The organism is Pedobacter agri, assembly GCF_032678665.1.
Classification (GTDB): domain Bacteria; phylum Bacteroidota; class Bacteroidia; order Sphingobacteriales; family Sphingobacteriaceae; genus Pedobacter; species Pedobacter agri_A.
The window spans coordinates 279397-294651 of sequence record NZ_JAVTSH010000003.1 but is presented as its reverse complement, the minus strand read 5'-3'; the positions used below and the strand labels follow the sequence as shown (position 1 = coordinate 294651).

General features: G+C 36.6%; 14 protein-coding genes. 4 read left to right on the top strand and 10 right to left on the bottom strand.

Annotation, left to right across the window (positions count from 1 at the left end):
• Positions 1 to 37: 37 nt before the first annotated feature.
• On the bottom strand, positions 38 to 1189 hold the full coding sequence (locus tag R2Q70_RS07770; protein ID WP_316807062.1) for an acyl-CoA dehydrogenase family protein: 1152 nt from the start codon (positions 1187 to 1189) through the stop codon (positions 38 to 40).
• A gap of 276 nt (positions 1190 to 1465) precedes the next feature.
• Complete coding sequence (locus R2Q70_RS07765; protein WP_316807061.1) at positions 1466 to 2305, bottom strand: ComEA family DNA-binding protein; 840 nt, start codon at positions 2303 to 2305, stop codon at positions 1466 to 1468.
• A gap of 153 nt (positions 2306 to 2458) precedes the next feature.
• Here R2Q70_RS07765 and R2Q70_RS07760 point away from each other — a divergent pair, with 153 nt between their 5' ends.
• Positions 2459 to 4210, top strand: a complete 1752-nt coding sequence (locus R2Q70_RS07760; RefSeq protein WP_316807060.1) for a lysophospholipid acyltransferase family protein — start codon at positions 2459 to 2461, stop codon at positions 4208 to 4210.
• A 208-nt stretch (positions 4211 to 4418) separates the two neighbouring features.
• Here R2Q70_RS07760 and R2Q70_RS07755 read toward each other — a convergent pair whose 3' ends face one another.
• A complete protein-coding gene (locus tag R2Q70_RS07755; protein ID WP_316807059.1) occupies positions 4419 to 4940 on the bottom strand; it encodes a GNAT family N-acetyltransferase in 522 nt (173 codons plus the stop codon).
• Between the two features lie 324 nt (positions 4941 to 5264).
• Here R2Q70_RS07755 and R2Q70_RS07750 point away from each other — a divergent pair, with 324 nt between their 5' ends.
• Positions 5265 to 6455 (top strand): hypothetical protein, encoded by a 1191-nt coding sequence (locus R2Q70_RS07750; protein WP_316807058.1) that lies wholly within the window; start codon positions 5265 to 5267, stop codon positions 6453 to 6455.
• Between the two features lie 126 nt (positions 6456 to 6581).
• Positions 6582 to 6857 carry a hypothetical protein gene (locus R2Q70_RS07745; protein WP_316807057.1) on the top strand — a complete coding sequence of 92 codons (276 nt, stop codon included), beginning with the start codon at positions 6582 to 6584 and terminating at the stop codon, positions 6855 to 6857.
• On the opposite strand, the gene R2Q70_RS07740 is transcribed toward R2Q70_RS07745, so the two are convergent.
• Positions 6854 to 7012, bottom strand: a complete 159-nt coding sequence (locus tag R2Q70_RS07740; protein WP_316807056.1) for a hypothetical protein — start codon at positions 7010 to 7012, stop codon at positions 6854 to 6856. The two genes, R2Q70_RS07745 and R2Q70_RS07740, sit on opposite strands and share 4 nt — an antisense overlap.
• A 145-nt stretch (positions 7013 to 7157) precedes the next feature.
• On the opposite strand from R2Q70_RS07740, the gene R2Q70_RS07735 reads away from it, so the two are divergent.
• Positions 7158 to 7469 carry a hypothetical protein gene (locus tag R2Q70_RS07735; RefSeq protein WP_316807055.1) on the top strand — a complete coding sequence of 104 codons (312 nt, stop codon included), beginning with the start codon at positions 7158 to 7160 and terminating at the stop codon, positions 7467 to 7469.
• A 62-nt stretch (positions 7470 to 7531) separates the two neighbouring features.
• Here R2Q70_RS07735 and R2Q70_RS07730 read toward each other — a convergent pair whose 3' ends face one another.
• From R2Q70_RS07730 to R2Q70_RS07705, 6 genes are all read right to left on the bottom strand, one after another.
• Positions 7532 to 8731, bottom strand: a complete 1200-nt coding sequence (locus tag R2Q70_RS07730; RefSeq protein ID WP_316807054.1) for a hypothetical protein — start codon at positions 8729 to 8731, stop codon at positions 7532 to 7534.
• A 101-nt stretch (positions 8732 to 8832) separates the two neighbouring features.
• The gene (locus tag R2Q70_RS07725) at positions 8833 to 11649 is read right to left on the bottom strand and encodes a TonB-dependent receptor (protein WP_316807053.1); all 2817 of its coding nucleotides are present in this window, start codon (positions 11647 to 11649) and stop codon (positions 8833 to 8835) included.
• A 111-nt stretch (positions 11650 to 11760) separates the two neighbouring features.
• On the bottom strand, positions 11761 to 12276 hold the full coding sequence (locus tag R2Q70_RS07720) for a DUF962 domain-containing protein (protein ID WP_316807052.1): 516 nt from the start codon (positions 12274 to 12276) through the stop codon (positions 11761 to 11763).
• Between the two features lie 493 nt (positions 12277 to 12769).
• A complete protein-coding gene (gene rny / locus R2Q70_RS07715; protein WP_010602424.1) occupies positions 12770 to 14341 on the bottom strand; it encodes a ribonuclease Y in 1572 nt (523 codons plus the stop codon).
• 296 nt (positions 14342 to 14637) lie between these two features.
• Positions 14638 to 14928: a cell division protein ZapA gene (locus R2Q70_RS07710; protein WP_010602423.1), complete on the bottom strand. Its 291-nt coding sequence runs from the start codon at positions 14926 to 14928 to the stop codon at positions 14638 to 14640.
• 33 nt (positions 14929 to 14961) lie between these two features.
• The gene (locus R2Q70_RS07705) at positions 14962 to 15252 is read right to left on the bottom strand and encodes a hypothetical protein (RefSeq protein ID WP_124913462.1); all 291 of its coding nucleotides are present in this window, start codon (positions 15250 to 15252) and stop codon (positions 14962 to 14964) included.
• Positions 15253 to 15255 lie beyond the last annotated feature (3 nt).

Here is a 15255-nt window from a genome sequence, read left to right as displayed (position 1 = left end):
AAATTCCGCTTTAACCTTTCGGTTTTCAGCTTTTAGCTTAATTTAATATTTCTCTAGCGATTACAATCTTCTGGATTTCCGAAGTCCCCTCTCCTATTGTACATAACTTACTGTCGCGATAAAATTTCTCTACCGGAAAATCTTTGGTATAACCATAACCTCCGAATATTTGCACGGCCTCTGTGGCTACTTTTACCGAAACCTCCGAAGCAAAATATTTCGCCATTGCCGATTCCTTCGTCATAGGTAAATGCCTGTTCTTTAAATCGGCAGCCTGACGAATCAGTAACTCTGCCGCTTCAATTTCGGTAGCCATATCAGCCAGTTTAAAACTGATGGCCTGAAAACTCGAAATAGGCTGACCAAACTGCTGGCGTTGTTTTGAATATGAAACCGCAGCATCAAAAGCACCTTTCGCAATGCCCAACGCCAAAGCCGCAATTGAAATCCGACCGCCATCTAAAACTTTCATGGCTTGTTTAAATCCTTCGCCAACATTGCCTAGTAAATTAGCTTTTGGAACACGGCAGTTATCAAAAATCATTTCAGTAGTTTCTGATGCCCGCATGCCTAGCTTATTTTCTTTTTTACCTGCTGAAAATCCCGGTGTTCCACGTTCTACCACGATGGCAGAAATTCCTTTTGAACTTCCCTGCTCACCCGTTCTCACCATCACCACCGCGATGTCTCCACTTTTACCGTGGGTAATCCAGTTTTTTGCGCCGTTTATAATGTAATCGTCGCCATCTTCAACTGCAGTTGTCATCATTCTTAATGCATCAGAACCCGTATTGGCTTCGGTTAAACCCCATGCACCGATCCATTCGGCAGATGCTAATTTTGGCAACCATCTTTGTTTCTGCTCTTCGTTTGCAAAAGCCAAAATGTGGCCGGTGCATAATGAATTGTGCGCTGCTAACGATAATCCTATTGAGCCGCAAACTCTCGCTACTTCAACAATTACGTCAACATATTCCTGATAACCTAATCCTGAACCGCCATATTCTTCAGGTACCAAAACACCCATCAAACCCAATTCGCCCAGCTGCTTAAATAATGCCACAGGAAAGTGCTGTGCCTCATCCCATTCCATTATATTCGGGCGAATGTTCCTTTCAGCAAAATCGCGAACCATCGCCTTTACACTTTGCTGAGTCTCCGTTTCGGAAAAATTAAAGCTTACGCTCATAGTTTATATTTAGTTGATTCAGGCAATTATAAACAAATATTTCATAGTTCATTCACAATAAATATTTGCAGAATTACAGAATGAAATGGTATTTGGTTCAATAAGTTATTCGGTTAATTTTAAAGCTCCATATAGTCTCAAAAAAATCGCTCCATATTTTTTTTAATTATTTAGCAAAGATCTTATTGGCTGCGTAAATCAGACAAAATAAAATGTGTGGTGGGCATTGAAAGATTTTGGCAAAAAAACACCAATTAAACCTTTAAGGCTTGGTAATTAAAAAGAAATATAAGGTGTAATCTTTTCTATCACTTGATCATTAAGAATTAAGACTTTTTTTAAGTCAGCCGGCGATGTATAATTTCCATGCTGCTTTCTGTATTGAATGATGGCATTGATTTGTTTATACGATAGATACGGATTGCCTTTCAAATCGTTAAACTGGGCAGAATTAATGTTAACTACTCTTAAAACTATTCTACTCAAAGTAACCTGATCTTTAATTTCATTATATCTTGAAGAATCCAAACCATATACTTCCATAAGTTGCTCTTTTTTGTAAAAACCTCCCAGGCGTTCCCTGTATCTCAAAATTCGATTGGCAAAAGTTCCACCAACTCCTTTAATTTCATCTAGCTGCGCAGAATCGGCTGTGTTGATATCAACCATAACGGCAGGTTTTTTCACATATTCTTTCTTCTCATAAACCAGGTCTCTGTCTTTAAAATTGTCAGGCTGATTTGCTATCCTGACATAGGGATAAAGTTTTTTGTACATTTCCGGCGAAATGGTGTACATCCGCTCCAAATCCTCCGCTTTGTAAAACTTCCCTCCTTTACGAGTATAATTTATAATAGACTGAGCCTGCTTAGCTGATAAGCCTAATTTTCGCCATCCATCGGCGTTTAATACGTTAGGATCGAAGATGAAAAGGGTAGCAACTTTCCTTGGTTCTGTATTTTCATTCCTATCTCTGGTATAATAAAAAGTTTGCTGTTCGGTGATTTCAAGTTTTTGAATCTTCGCGAGCAAATTGGGATCATCTTTTTCTATCCTAAGGAAATGACCATATATTATAGGTATGGCTTTTAGCAGAACAATAATAACTATAAGCATTAGTAAACCATTAAATTCACCTTTGCTAAAGCCAAAATGTTTATTAAGCCAAATTCTCATGTGCGATATGACGTGTGTATTATAAATATAAATCTTATTTTTGGGATTGCAAAGCTCGCGGGTTTTGGCTATCAACAATCTAAGAATTACTATATGAAGATCATAACTACCTCTGAGTTTGCGAAAGCGACCAAGATAGATAAACTTGGTGTGCCGGGTTTAGCAGGCTTGATGATGGAGATCATGAAACTGAATGACATTAACGACGTTTTCGCTCAAAACCAACACTTTAAAGGCTTAGAGTTTGTAGATAAAATATTGGAAACCATAGGTGTTTCTATCGAATTTGATGATGATGATTTAAAAAGCATTCCAAAAACAGGCCCTTTTATTGCCATAGCCAATCATCCTTATGGCGGTGTTGAAGGTTTGGCATTGGTTAAATTATTGTGCACCGTTCGCCCTGATGCAAAGGTGATGGTTAATTTCATTTTGAAAAAAATCCCCAATCTGGATGAATTTTTCGTAGCTGTAAATCCATTCGAAAATGTTCAACATTCATCGAGCATCAGTGGTTTAAAAACAACTTTTGATTTATTAAGAAACGGAACGCCGATTGGAATTTTTCCTGCTGGTGAAGTATCTACCTTCAAATTAGATGCACAACAGGTTACCGACAGGATGTGGCATCCGGTGGTGGGTAAACTGATAGCAAAAGCAAAAGTTCCTGTGGTTCCTATTTATTTCCACGGAAATAATGGTGTGCTCTTCAATATTTTAAGTTTTATTCACCCTACTTTACGCACAGCAAAACTTCCTTCAGAGTTTTTAAATAAGCAAGGTTTAACCATTAAAGTTAGAATCGGTAAGGCTATTGCACCATCAGAGGTTTCGCATATGAACAGCAGTAATAAGCTGATGGACTTTTTACGGGCACGCACCTATGCACTAGGTGTAGGTTTAGATGAGGAGAAAAGATTATTTAATCCGCTGAAGCTGTTTAAGATTAAGAAAAAGCCTGCAGAAGTTATTGAAGAAACTTCGAGGGTCCTGATCAAAGGTGAAGTAGAAACATTGGAAGACTTTAAAGTTTGGACAGAAAAAAATTATGAAGTTTATATTGTTCCGACACTTAAGATACCAAATATTTTAAGAGAAATTGGTCGTTTGAGAGAAATCACTTTCCGCGAAGTGGGCGAAGGAACCAACAAAAAAATCGATCTGGACAATTACGATATTTATTACAACCACCTTTTTATTTGGGATAAAGAACTTGAAAACATTGTGGGCGCTTATCGCATTGGTAAAGGCGATGAGATTTTAGAAAGCATGGGGCGACGCGGCTTTTACCTCTCTGAACTTTTTAAAATGAAGGATCAATTTTACCCAATGCTTAGGCAAGGGATAGAATTGGGCAGATCATGGATTAGAAAAGAATACCAGGGAAAACCACTTCCGTTATTTTTATTATGGAAAGGTATCTTAAAATACCTCATTGATAATCCGCAGTACCGCTATATGTTTGGTCCGGTAAGTATTAGCAACAGTTTTTCGAAATTTAGTAAAGCACTGATTGTAGATTACATTACCAAAAATCATTTCGACTATGAAATGGCCAAGTATGTAAAACCAAGAAATAAATTCAAAGCCGATTTGTTACCAATTTCTACCGACACTTTGGTAGATAGCAGCGAATCGTTTAAAGATTTAGACAGTATTATTGGCGACATTGAAAACTCGCATATCAAAATTCCTGTGTTGTTAAGGCAGTATATGAACCTGAATGCAAAGATCATATCATTTAATATCGATCCGAAATTTTCTGATTGTTTAGATGGTTTCTTGGTGGTAGACACACATAATATTCCGCCAGAAATGTTAGAAAAACTTGGCAAAAATTTATAGCTTTTAAATAAAAATACCCAGACATCCATCTGGGTATTTTTGTTATCAACTAACCTAAACTTTATAAATACTAACCAAATATTTATAGCGCAAATATGAGGTTACAGTATTAAGAATAAATTAACTAATCATTATAAAATCTATAAAAAACTCTTGTTATTTACTTTTGATTTCTGAAACCAAATCACAAAATTATTGCTAAAAGTACTTATACTAATAATTTTCGCATCAAAATATCCGTTTGCTCCTCTTCGCCCATTTTGAAGCTGTGTTTACTAAAAGGCACAAAACCATTTTTCTCGTAAAATCGAATCGCTTTAGGATTCTCTTCCCACACGCCCAGCCACATTGATTTTTTCTGATGTTGGATGGCCACATTTATAGCCTGATCATAGAGTAACTGTCCTACTTTTTTACCATGATAATCGGCCTTTACATATATGCGCTCAATCTCCAACGATTCATTTTCCTGAAGCTCTGTCTGGGCACCGTTCATATTCACCTTGAGGTAACCAATTGGCATGTGATCATCCCAGGCTATAAAAAATAATGAGTTAGAATTAGCTAATTCAGATTTTACTTTTTCAGTGCTGAAACTTGATTGCAGATATTGCTGCATTACTTCTTCAGTATTGCTTGCTGCAAAGGTTTCAAAAAAAGTTTCTTTACCAACTTCTTGTATTGTTTTAAAATCGGTTATAGTAGCGGGGAAAATTTTTATTAGCATCATTCAATTAATTTTAATTCAGCGCAGATTTAATTTAAACAAAAAAAGGTTACAACAATCGCTGTTGTAACCTTTATCTAAATTAACGCTCTCAATCTTTATGATTGTGATGCAAGGCTCTCACCCCTTGCGTTGGCAAAAGTAAGACTTTGAATTTAATTTCCAAATTTAAATTTAGGTTATTTCACTTTTCTTAACGATACAATACAAATGATGTTAAATTAATGTAAAGCAACAAACCGATTCTTCACATAAAGAAATTGTTGATTTTAGGTTAATATGATGTAAATTTAAAGTTACCAAATCGTTTGCGTTGATGAGCCTGCTATGAAAATATTATTCAAAAGCTTTTTATTTGCCAGTTTGATACTTCTGAACATGAAGGTAACGGCGCAGCAACATGCTTTTGAATTCTACGAAAGCACATTTAATTTCGAGGTTGATCCTTCATTAAATATCACAGTGAACTCGGTACCATCAAAAGCTGAAGCCATAAAATTTTACGAATCGATTGCTTCGAAGGATACTAAAGAACTTATTCAATCACTTCAGAATTATCAGCAAAAATATCAGCTAAACGATTGGGTTTATTATCAACTCATCCGAAAAACCGCTGAAGAGATCAGTCCGAAGGCAGAAAATTATTTCCGTTACACGCTTTACAAATGGTTTTTACTAAGTAAATGCGGATATGACGCCAAAATCGCCATCGGTAACGAACAAGTGATTTTTTACATCAGGAATGATGAAGATATCAGTGATGTTCCGTTTTTTATGATCGACAAGCAAAAGTATATGTGTTTGAATTATCACGATTATGGAAAGCTTTTCCAACAAAGTGTTTACATCCCGCTTAAAATCAAAATACCCGAGGCTATAAATTCTTTTTCGTACAAAGTAACGCGGATGCCTGATTTCAAGCCTGAAAATTATGAAGAGAAAGATGTTCAGTTTAGTTACAGGCAAAAAGTTTATCATTTCAGGCTGAAGGTTAATCAGGAAATTCAATCATTGTTTAAAAATTATCCGGTGGTTGATTATGCCAGCTACTTTAACATTCCATTGAGCAGGGAAACCTATGGCTCCTTAATTCCAATTTTAAAGGAAAACATTAAAAAAATGGATCAGAAGAAAGGTGTTGATTATTTAATGCGCTTTACCCGTTATGCATTTCTTTATGAAGACGATGGGTTAAATTTCGGAAAAGAAAAACGCTTATCGCCTGAGCAAACTTTATTAAATAAATATAGCGATTGTGATGACAGGGCAGCTTTATTTTTCTTCTTGGTTAAGGAAATATATAATTTACCAATGATTGCCCTGCTCTATCCCACCCATTTGACGATGGCCGTTCAGTTTGATAAGCCAGTTGGAAATTTCATCGTTTACAAAGACAGGAAATACTCTTTCTGTGAACCCACTCCCCAAACACAGGATTTAAAAATCGGGCAAATTTCAACTGACTTAAAAGACAAGCCGTACGAAATTGTTTACGCTTATGAACCCATTAAGCGCTGATCATTCGCAAAATCTGATATTAAGCAAATATTAACAAAATGTAATGTTATTGCTAAGGAAGTAAAACTGTTGGTCTTTTGAGGTATTTTCGATTTCGATTATCAGTTGTAATCTAAAAACAATCCTATGTCAGCAGTAATTTATAATGTGATTAAAGAATTTTTTGTTGAGATCCATGGCTATCCGGTTAAGGCAAGGATTCTTTCACCAATTAATGATGAGAATAGTTTCAAGTTTCAGATTAGCTTATATTTCAAAAGTAAGCACAATGCTGATGAAAGCGAGCCAGCCTCTACTTTTACTTCTTATGCCAATGCAGAAAGACATTTGCTGGCTTACCTGGAAGCTTTCCAAAACACACTGGATTTGGGTGGCGAGGTAGCTGAAGGCAGTAAGTTTTAGAGGCTTTCTTTATCATCTTTCTCTGGTGGAAGTTCAGCATCAATTACCTCCTCTTCAAATTTCTTTTTGTCTTTCTGATTTCTTTTGATCAGAAAAGCAATAAGTAAAACAACAAGTACCACTATTACAATTACAACTGGCAGATTTATACCCATGATTTTCTTCTTTTAGTAATCATCAATAACTATAAATATAAGCCTAAATATTCTTGATGTTAACCCGTAAATGCTTGCTTAACATAATCATAATATTAATTTAACTTCTTGAAATTCTATCTTTGGGAAAATCCCCAAGAGTTAAATGAAAAAGAATAAATCCAGGTCGAAATCTGAATCGACAAGCAAAAAATTACGTAAAGAACTAGAGTCGAAATTAGCCCTTGCATTTAACGAAGTTGTAAGCCAGTACGGCAAAACAAAGAAAGCAGATAAAGTGATCGAGAAATTTGCAAAACAACTTTCGAAGAAAATCAATATTGCTAATCCAAGTGATTCTATCACACCCTTTATTAAGGAAGAGGAAATCGAATTGTTACCAGAAACTCCTGAGCAAGCAGTAAGCAAAAAGGCAACTGGAAAGAAAATTAAAGCAGATAAAAAAGAAACCGCATAAAAAAAAGGGCCAGAAAATTAATTTTCTGGCCCTTTTAATATTAGTTAAACGCTTTATTTATCTTATAAGTTAGCTAACAAATCAACGCCATCAACCGTAGCCCATTTGCCTTTAGCTAATGAAGCACCTGTTGCAGTTGTAGAAGCCGACCAGTTTGCACCAAAGCTAGCTGCATTTACAGTGAAAGTATTTGCACCTGAAATGAAGAGATTTGGAGAATTGGTAACCTTAACATTTGTTAGTTTGATTTTACCTGTTAAAACCTGGTTGTTGTAAGTTAATAAATCTAAGATTTGAACAACACCACCATTAAATGCTGTAGGAGTTGTCTGGCTTCCATAACCATCAATAACAATATTACTGAAATCGCCATTACCATTAGCTTTAAATTGAATGGCATCTAACTGAATTTCACCTTGTGATTCTGTTGTTGTACCTGCAGCTCTTTTTAAAGTGATATTGGTAACTTTTGGCCAGAAAGCATTGTTATTACTTTTAGCTTCAACTTCCATTCCGTAGTTACCTAAACCTGTTTGATAAGCAAACCAGTTTGTGTTATCCTGGCCTCTCCAGCTATCTTGCCAATCGAATGAATCATCAGCATTACCATAAGAAATTAAGTTTTTAGCACTTACTGTACCACCGTAAAACTCAAATCCGTCGTCGTTACCTCTGTAAGAAACTAAATTCTCTAAAGTAGTTCCGCTACCAACCGCATAAAAAGAAAAACCATTATGCTCTTTGTTGTTTGTGGTAATTACCTGACCAGCATATTCAACTCTTACATATTTTAATGAACCACTGCTATGAGCAGCATTTGTACCGCCATATTCCTGATTTAAACCATCTTCTGATCTTGAAGTTGTAGTTCCTCCACTTGCAATAATTGGCGCATCACCATACATGATAATACCAGCCCAAGAACCTGCAATTTTAGATTTCTCTGTAAGCACGATTGGCTCATCTGCTGTTCCGTTAGCGATTAAAGTACCGCCTTTTAAAACTACTAATCCGTCTTCTCCGTCTGTTTTATCGGCAGTGAAGGTAGATCCTTTTTCAATTGTTAAAGTAACACCTGGTTGAATTTTCACCAATCCTTTTAAGGTATAGTTTCCAAACGCTAAAGTTCTGTTAGCAGTAATATCACCTGTAATTTCACCTACTACAGGCTCTTTAGTTGGCGGTAAAAAATCATCATCGTCATCAGAGCATCCTGTAAAAATCGTAGCTGAGATCGCAACTGCGTAAAGTAATTTTTTCATGTTAATATGTTTTATAATGCAAAGTTAAAGTTCGAATGTTTTGAACAGGTTAACCCAGCTTTAAGCTTATGTCAACCTATTATTAAGTTAATATTATCAGCTTAAAAAGTGTAGCCTAAACCTAGTGATACCCCAACGCCTCTTTTGTAATCCTTCACTGTTAAATCGTTCTCGAAAACGTTTATTTTGCTATCACCACCCAGTTCAATTTGGTAAGTTGGATTTAGGATATTTTCTACCCCGAATTTTAAATCCCACTTTGTTGCGATTTTATTATTCCAGATAAAATCGAGTTTACCGAATGGTTTTTCATAATAGCTATCTAAACCATTTGTTCCAACGGCATAAATACGTTCACCATAAATATTGTAAGCCAGGGTCATGGTACTTTTCCATTTCTTAGTAAAATCACTTTCGTGTTTGATATCGGCATTGATTAACCATGGAGAAGCACCCTGAAGTTTACGTGTTAATTTATTTCCCAGCGATTTTATCTCAGAAGCATTTCTCAAAGGATCAATTGTTGCCTTCGTAACCATTAATGAAGTATTGAAACCAAATGAGAAGTTAGAAAGCGCTTCGTTAATTCTGCTTAACTGCAATAACAATTCTATTTCAGCACCATACAAAGTTGCTTTTTTTGAGTTATCGTAAGTGATCACTAAACCACCGCTTCCTGCCGATTGCAGAAACAATCTTTCGATAGGGTTTTGAATGTATTTAGCGAAGCCAGTGATTGCAAACATCTCCTTATTTGTAGGGAAGAACTCATATTTAAGATCAAGATTATAGTTCTTGCTATTTGAGATATTAGGGTTACCATTCTCGATTGTTGCATCTGGATTAACAAATTCAAGCGGATAAGCTTCCATAACCACAGGCTTGGTTAATGTTTTCGATGCTGACAAACGGAAGTTTGCCTTTTCCGTAATGGCGTATTTTATGTTCGCTGCCGGAAGTACATCAAAATTGTTTTTGGTAATTTTTCTAAACGGATCCGCAAAACTTCCAGATTCTCTATAGCGACTGATTCGTTGCGATTGCTCAAATCTTGTTCCAACATTGGCCTGCAGCTTTTCATTTAGATTTAATGCTAAATCAAGATAACCAGCATTAACACCCTCCTGCATTTTTGATCTGTAAGTGGCATTCGTTCCTTCGCGGTAAGTAAAGCCACCATTTGAAATCTGCCCACCTAATATGCCATCAGGTTGATTGGTTGGAAATACAGCTGAGTTAGAGGCTAGATTCTGAGATACCAGGAACCTGAAATCAGATTGGATTTTGTTGAATGATCCATTATAACCTGCCGAAAGCTTGTGCGCCTTTGTTAAGTCGCTGTTTCCAAATTTCCAGCTATATTCTAACATTCCTGAAGCAAAGAAATCACCATTAAAATCCATGTATTGCCTTACTATACTGTTGCCAGAATAACTCAACGCAGTGGTATTGGCATCAATTTGCGAACCCTTAAAAGATTTCCTATCTGGCAGTTGATATTGCGTTTTTGAATAAGAAACTCCTGCTTTAACACTGTGTTTGTCGTCTGCAGTAAGTTTGTAATTCGCAAACAATTGTCCAGTGAAGAAATCGGTTTTCTGCAATTGATTTAATCTAATGAATGCGTTGTTAACGGTTGCCTGACTGTTTGTGTAGCCCAACTGATCTTGAATAAGGTTTTCAGTTCCTTTTAGATAAAAAGCATTCAAATTCAAACTTAATCTCGGACTTGCATAGTTTAATGCGCCCAAAACGGATGAGTTTGTAGAAAATCTGTAACTTCTGGTATATAAATTATTATCGTAAATACCTTGGGCAGTATTGAAAAAACGATCTACACCTTCTCTAACCTGGAAATTGTTATCGGTATTTAACGAGAATAAATATTGAAACGAACGGCCGTTATCCAGGTTTATTTTTTGCGTATGAAGAATACCTACATTTGTATTTAAAGGAGCATTTCCTTCATCAACATTAAATCCTGAACCAAACTGCGTGCCGGCCTCACTTGCCGACATGGTATATGCAGAAGGAACTTTACCAAAAGATTTTGGTAACTCGCGTTCTTTACCTGAAAACCCTAAGTAATCGCTAAATGACATGGCATCATCAGCCCTTAAGAACTTTTTGAAAGTGCTGTTAGATATAAAACTCGTTCCAATATTAATTTTTGTAACAGGTTTTTCTCCTTTAGCCGTTACAATATTGAAAGTACCTCCGGCAAAATCACCATATAAACTTGAATTAAAAGTTTTATAAGTTTCAAGAACAGACACGATGTCTGTAGGGAAAAGATCAAGCGGAATTATTTTTTTAAAAGGATTATTAGATGGAACAGCCAAACCGTTGATCAATAAGTTATTGTAACGATCTTCTAAACCACGTACAAACAAGCCCCTGCCATCTACTTTAGTAATACCTGTAATTTTGGTTAAACCTTCTTCTACATCACTTACACCTTTCCTAGAAAGCTCTTGGATACCAATACCTTGCTTAATTTCTATGGCATTTTTCTGCATAGATAACAAGGCAGTTTCACTTTCTTTCCCGGCAACACCTCTTACCTGAACATCACCCAGCGTTTGAGAATTAGACTCATCCAATACGATGTTTACGGCGGTATTACCACCACCTTTAACTTCTACGCCTGGAAGTTCTTTTGTGGTATAACCTACGTAAGATGCTTCGATAATGTGTTTTCCATCTGCGAGCGCTGCGATGGTATATTTTCCATCCGGCCCGGTTGATGTTCCCTTAGTGGTACCTTTGATTCTAACCGTTACCCCTATTAAGGTTTCGCCGGTTTTTTTATCGGTTACCGTTCCAGAAATTTTACCGGTTTGTGCATAGGCTGCTATGCTTAGAAACGAAATCAGCATGACTAATGCCGACTTTTTTAAAATTGTGATTAAGTCCAATTTGCCTGTGTTTTATTTTAGGCAAAGCTATTACCACAATGTTAGCTGTATGTTAGATGTTAATTAAGCTTTGTTTAGCTAAAGGTTAATTTAATGTTAGCTACTTTCTGATTAGTACCTGATACCTGTTTTCTTGCAGATGAAGTGCAATAACCAGATTGGCCCGATTAACAGAAACTTAACATCATCTAAAAACGAGGGCTTTTTACCTTCAATTTTATGCCCGATAAATTGACCCACCCAGGCGGCTACAAATATGGCGGCATAAATGGCATAAGCGGTTCCGCTACCTAAACCAACAGCTTGTTCAATTTTAACAATAATATAACTCATCAGGCCCACTACCCAAATCATCAGAAAAAATAATACAGGAGATAACGTAAAATAATAGTATAAACTAAAAGCCAGAAGAAATGACGCCCAGTTAAAAAAGCCGTTATAGCTACCTAAGAAACCGATATGAGGAAATGGAATTTGCCAAACTAAACCCAATAAACTGAATACGATTAACGGAACACAAATACAGTGGACTAATTTGTTGGTCGGATTTTGATGGCTCTCGGCATACTTGTCAAAAAGTACATCAACAGTGCGTTTTGGTTCAATTTGGATAGTTGGCTTGCTCATGATGTAAAATTATAAAAAAATGTTGGAGATACCGTTATCATAGGCATATCGTCATTGCGAGGTACGACGCAATCTATGTTGCAAATTATATTGCATGATACCTCGTTGTTGTGTCCTAGATATACCGCCATGTCAACCGCAGCGCAGACCGGAAACTTTGGGAGATTAAATCTTTGAACGTTTACAACTTAAAAGATTGCTCCGCTACGGTCGAAATAACGATGAGTATAGGCGTGATGCCGATTAAAGTGTAGCTAAGCTTAGAAATATTTGAACTTTTACATCTTTAAAGATTTCTCCGCTACGGTCGAAATGACGATGAGCAGCTATTCAAATAATCTTAATTTTCAGAAAAAACCTTAAACAAAAAAAGCGATGGAAACTTTCCATCGCTTGATATTTCTTTTATTAAACCGATCGTCATGCTGAATTCAGTTCAGCATCTTTTCTGCTATAAGATCCTGAAACAACAAGTTCAGGATGACGATTTTATCTATTTTGCAAATGCTACCGAACGTGTTTCACGAATTACCGTCACTTTAATTTGACCAGGATAAGTCATTTCTGTTTGAATTCGTGTAGAAATATCTGCAGCTAATAATTCGGCTTGTGCATCGGTAATTCTTTCGCTTTCTACAATTACACGTAATTCTCTACCTGCCTGGATTGCAAAAGTTTTTTCCACACCTGGATAAGATAATGCCAGTTCCTCAAGATCCTTCAAACGCTTGATATAACTTTCCACCACTTCTCTTCTCGCTCCCGGACGGGCGCCAGAAATGGCATCACAAGCCTGAACAATTGGCGAAATCATTGAGGTCATTTCAATTTCATCGTGGTGGGCACCAATGGCATTACAAATTTCAGGATGTTCCTTATATTTTTCTGCCAGTTGCATACCTAAAATTGCGTGAGGCAATTCAGGGTTATCATCAGGCACTTTACCTATATCGTGTAATAAACCAGCACGTTTAGCCATCTTCGCATTTAAGCCTAATTCAGCAGCCATGGTTGCACAAAAGTTGGCTACCTCACGTGAGTGATGCAAAAGATTTTGACCGTAAGATGAGCGGTAACGCATACGTCCTACCATACGAATTAGCTCGGGGTGTAAGCCGTGAATGCCTAAATCAATTACCGTACGCTCACCAATTTCTACAATCTCATCCTCGATTTGCTTTTTGGTTTTAGCAACAATTTCTTCAATACGGGCAGGGTGAATACGTCCATCTGTTACTAAACGGTGCAAAGCCAAACGGGCAATCTCTCTTCTTACCGGATCAAATCCAGATAGAATGATTGCCTCAGGGGTATCATCTACAATAATCTCGATACCGGTAGCGGCTTCCAAAGCACGGATATTTCTACCCTCTCTACCAATTACGCGACCTTTAATTTCATCACTCTCGATATGAAAAATAGAAACCGAGTTCTCAATAGCGGCCTCTGTAGCTGTACGTTGAATTGTTTGAATAACTACTTTTTTAGCTTCTTTGCTTGCCGTTAATTTCGCCTCATCCACAATATCTTTCACCTGCATCATGGCTTGCGTACGAGCCTCTTGCTTTAAGTTTTCTACCAATTGCTCTTTAGCTTCTTCAGCCGATAAACCAGCGATGGTTTCCAATTGTTTCAGGTGCTGATTTTTTAATACTTCAACTTCTTCCTGTTTCTTAACAGCCAATTCGGTTTGCTTTTCTAGGTTACCTTTTTGCTTATCAAGCTCCTGTTCTTTTTTATTGAAGTTTTCCATACGCTGATTTACCGACTGCTCTTTCTGCTTAATGGTATTTTCGCGTTGGTTAATGGTATTGTTTTTAGCATTTACTTCCTGTTCATGCTCTGCTTTCAATTGTAAAAACTTTTCTTTGGCTTCTAAAAGCTTGTTCTTTTTTAAGATTTCTGCGTTGTTCTCCGCATCTTTTAAAATCTTTTTAACCTTGTTCTGCGCAGCAACCTCCTGCCCTTTTAACAAGTTGCGCAGTAGGAACCTGCCCACCGCTATACCGATACCTAAGCCTGCTATTAGGGCAAATATGTATCCTAGAATTTCCGTTATCTCCATTTTGTTTTTTAAGTAAAAAAAAACCGCAGCTAATTTTTTTAAGTCTCGTCATTTTAAACCTCAACTAAGCATAATTGGGATTTAAGCCATTTTCAGGTGCCATAGCAGATGAAATACGCCCTCTTAACCCCATAGATATTGAAGTGTTAAGTTTTATAAATTTGAAACTCAAAAAACTAGCCGCGGCTATGTTTTTATGCTAATTTAGAGCACCGTCGTTCTGAATTTATTTCAGAATCTTATCATTAAGCTCTCTGAAACAAGTTCAGAGTGACGAATTGCCCAAAGAACGAACCTTATTTTTTAAAGAAACCGTTGAGTAAAACATCCAATTCTTCAACTTTATCGGCAACGGCAGTATCCTGGTTTTGTACTTTATTTTCCGTCCTCAATACGGCGGTTGCGTAATGCAAAACTGCCATAGAAAGAAGATCCTGCTTATCTCTAACCGCATAATTATCTTGATAATCTTTTATGCGCTCATTGATCATTTTAGCCGCCCGTCTCACAATTTCTTCCTCTTCCGTATTCACCTTTAATGGATATATACGGTCGGAAATGGTTATTTTAATCGAGATTTCTCCCATTTGTTAGCTTAGTTTCTGATTTCTTCGCATTATTTATTTTTTAAGTAATGCGATACTCTTATCAATCTCCCGCACAAAATCGTTAATTTTTTGCTTAATGTCAAGCGACTTTTCACTTGTTCCTTCAATACTTTTGGCCAGTTTTGTTACCCTTAGTTTTTCTTCAAGGTCTGCAGTTTTGGCTTTTGAGGTATCAACGGCAACTTTTAACGACTGATTTTCAAGCTTTAATAAATCATTTTCTTCCTGTAAAGCGTTACATAACTCAATTAATCGAGCTGTTTTTTCTAGTACTTTATCTAATTGATCTGCAACAGAAGTCATGAA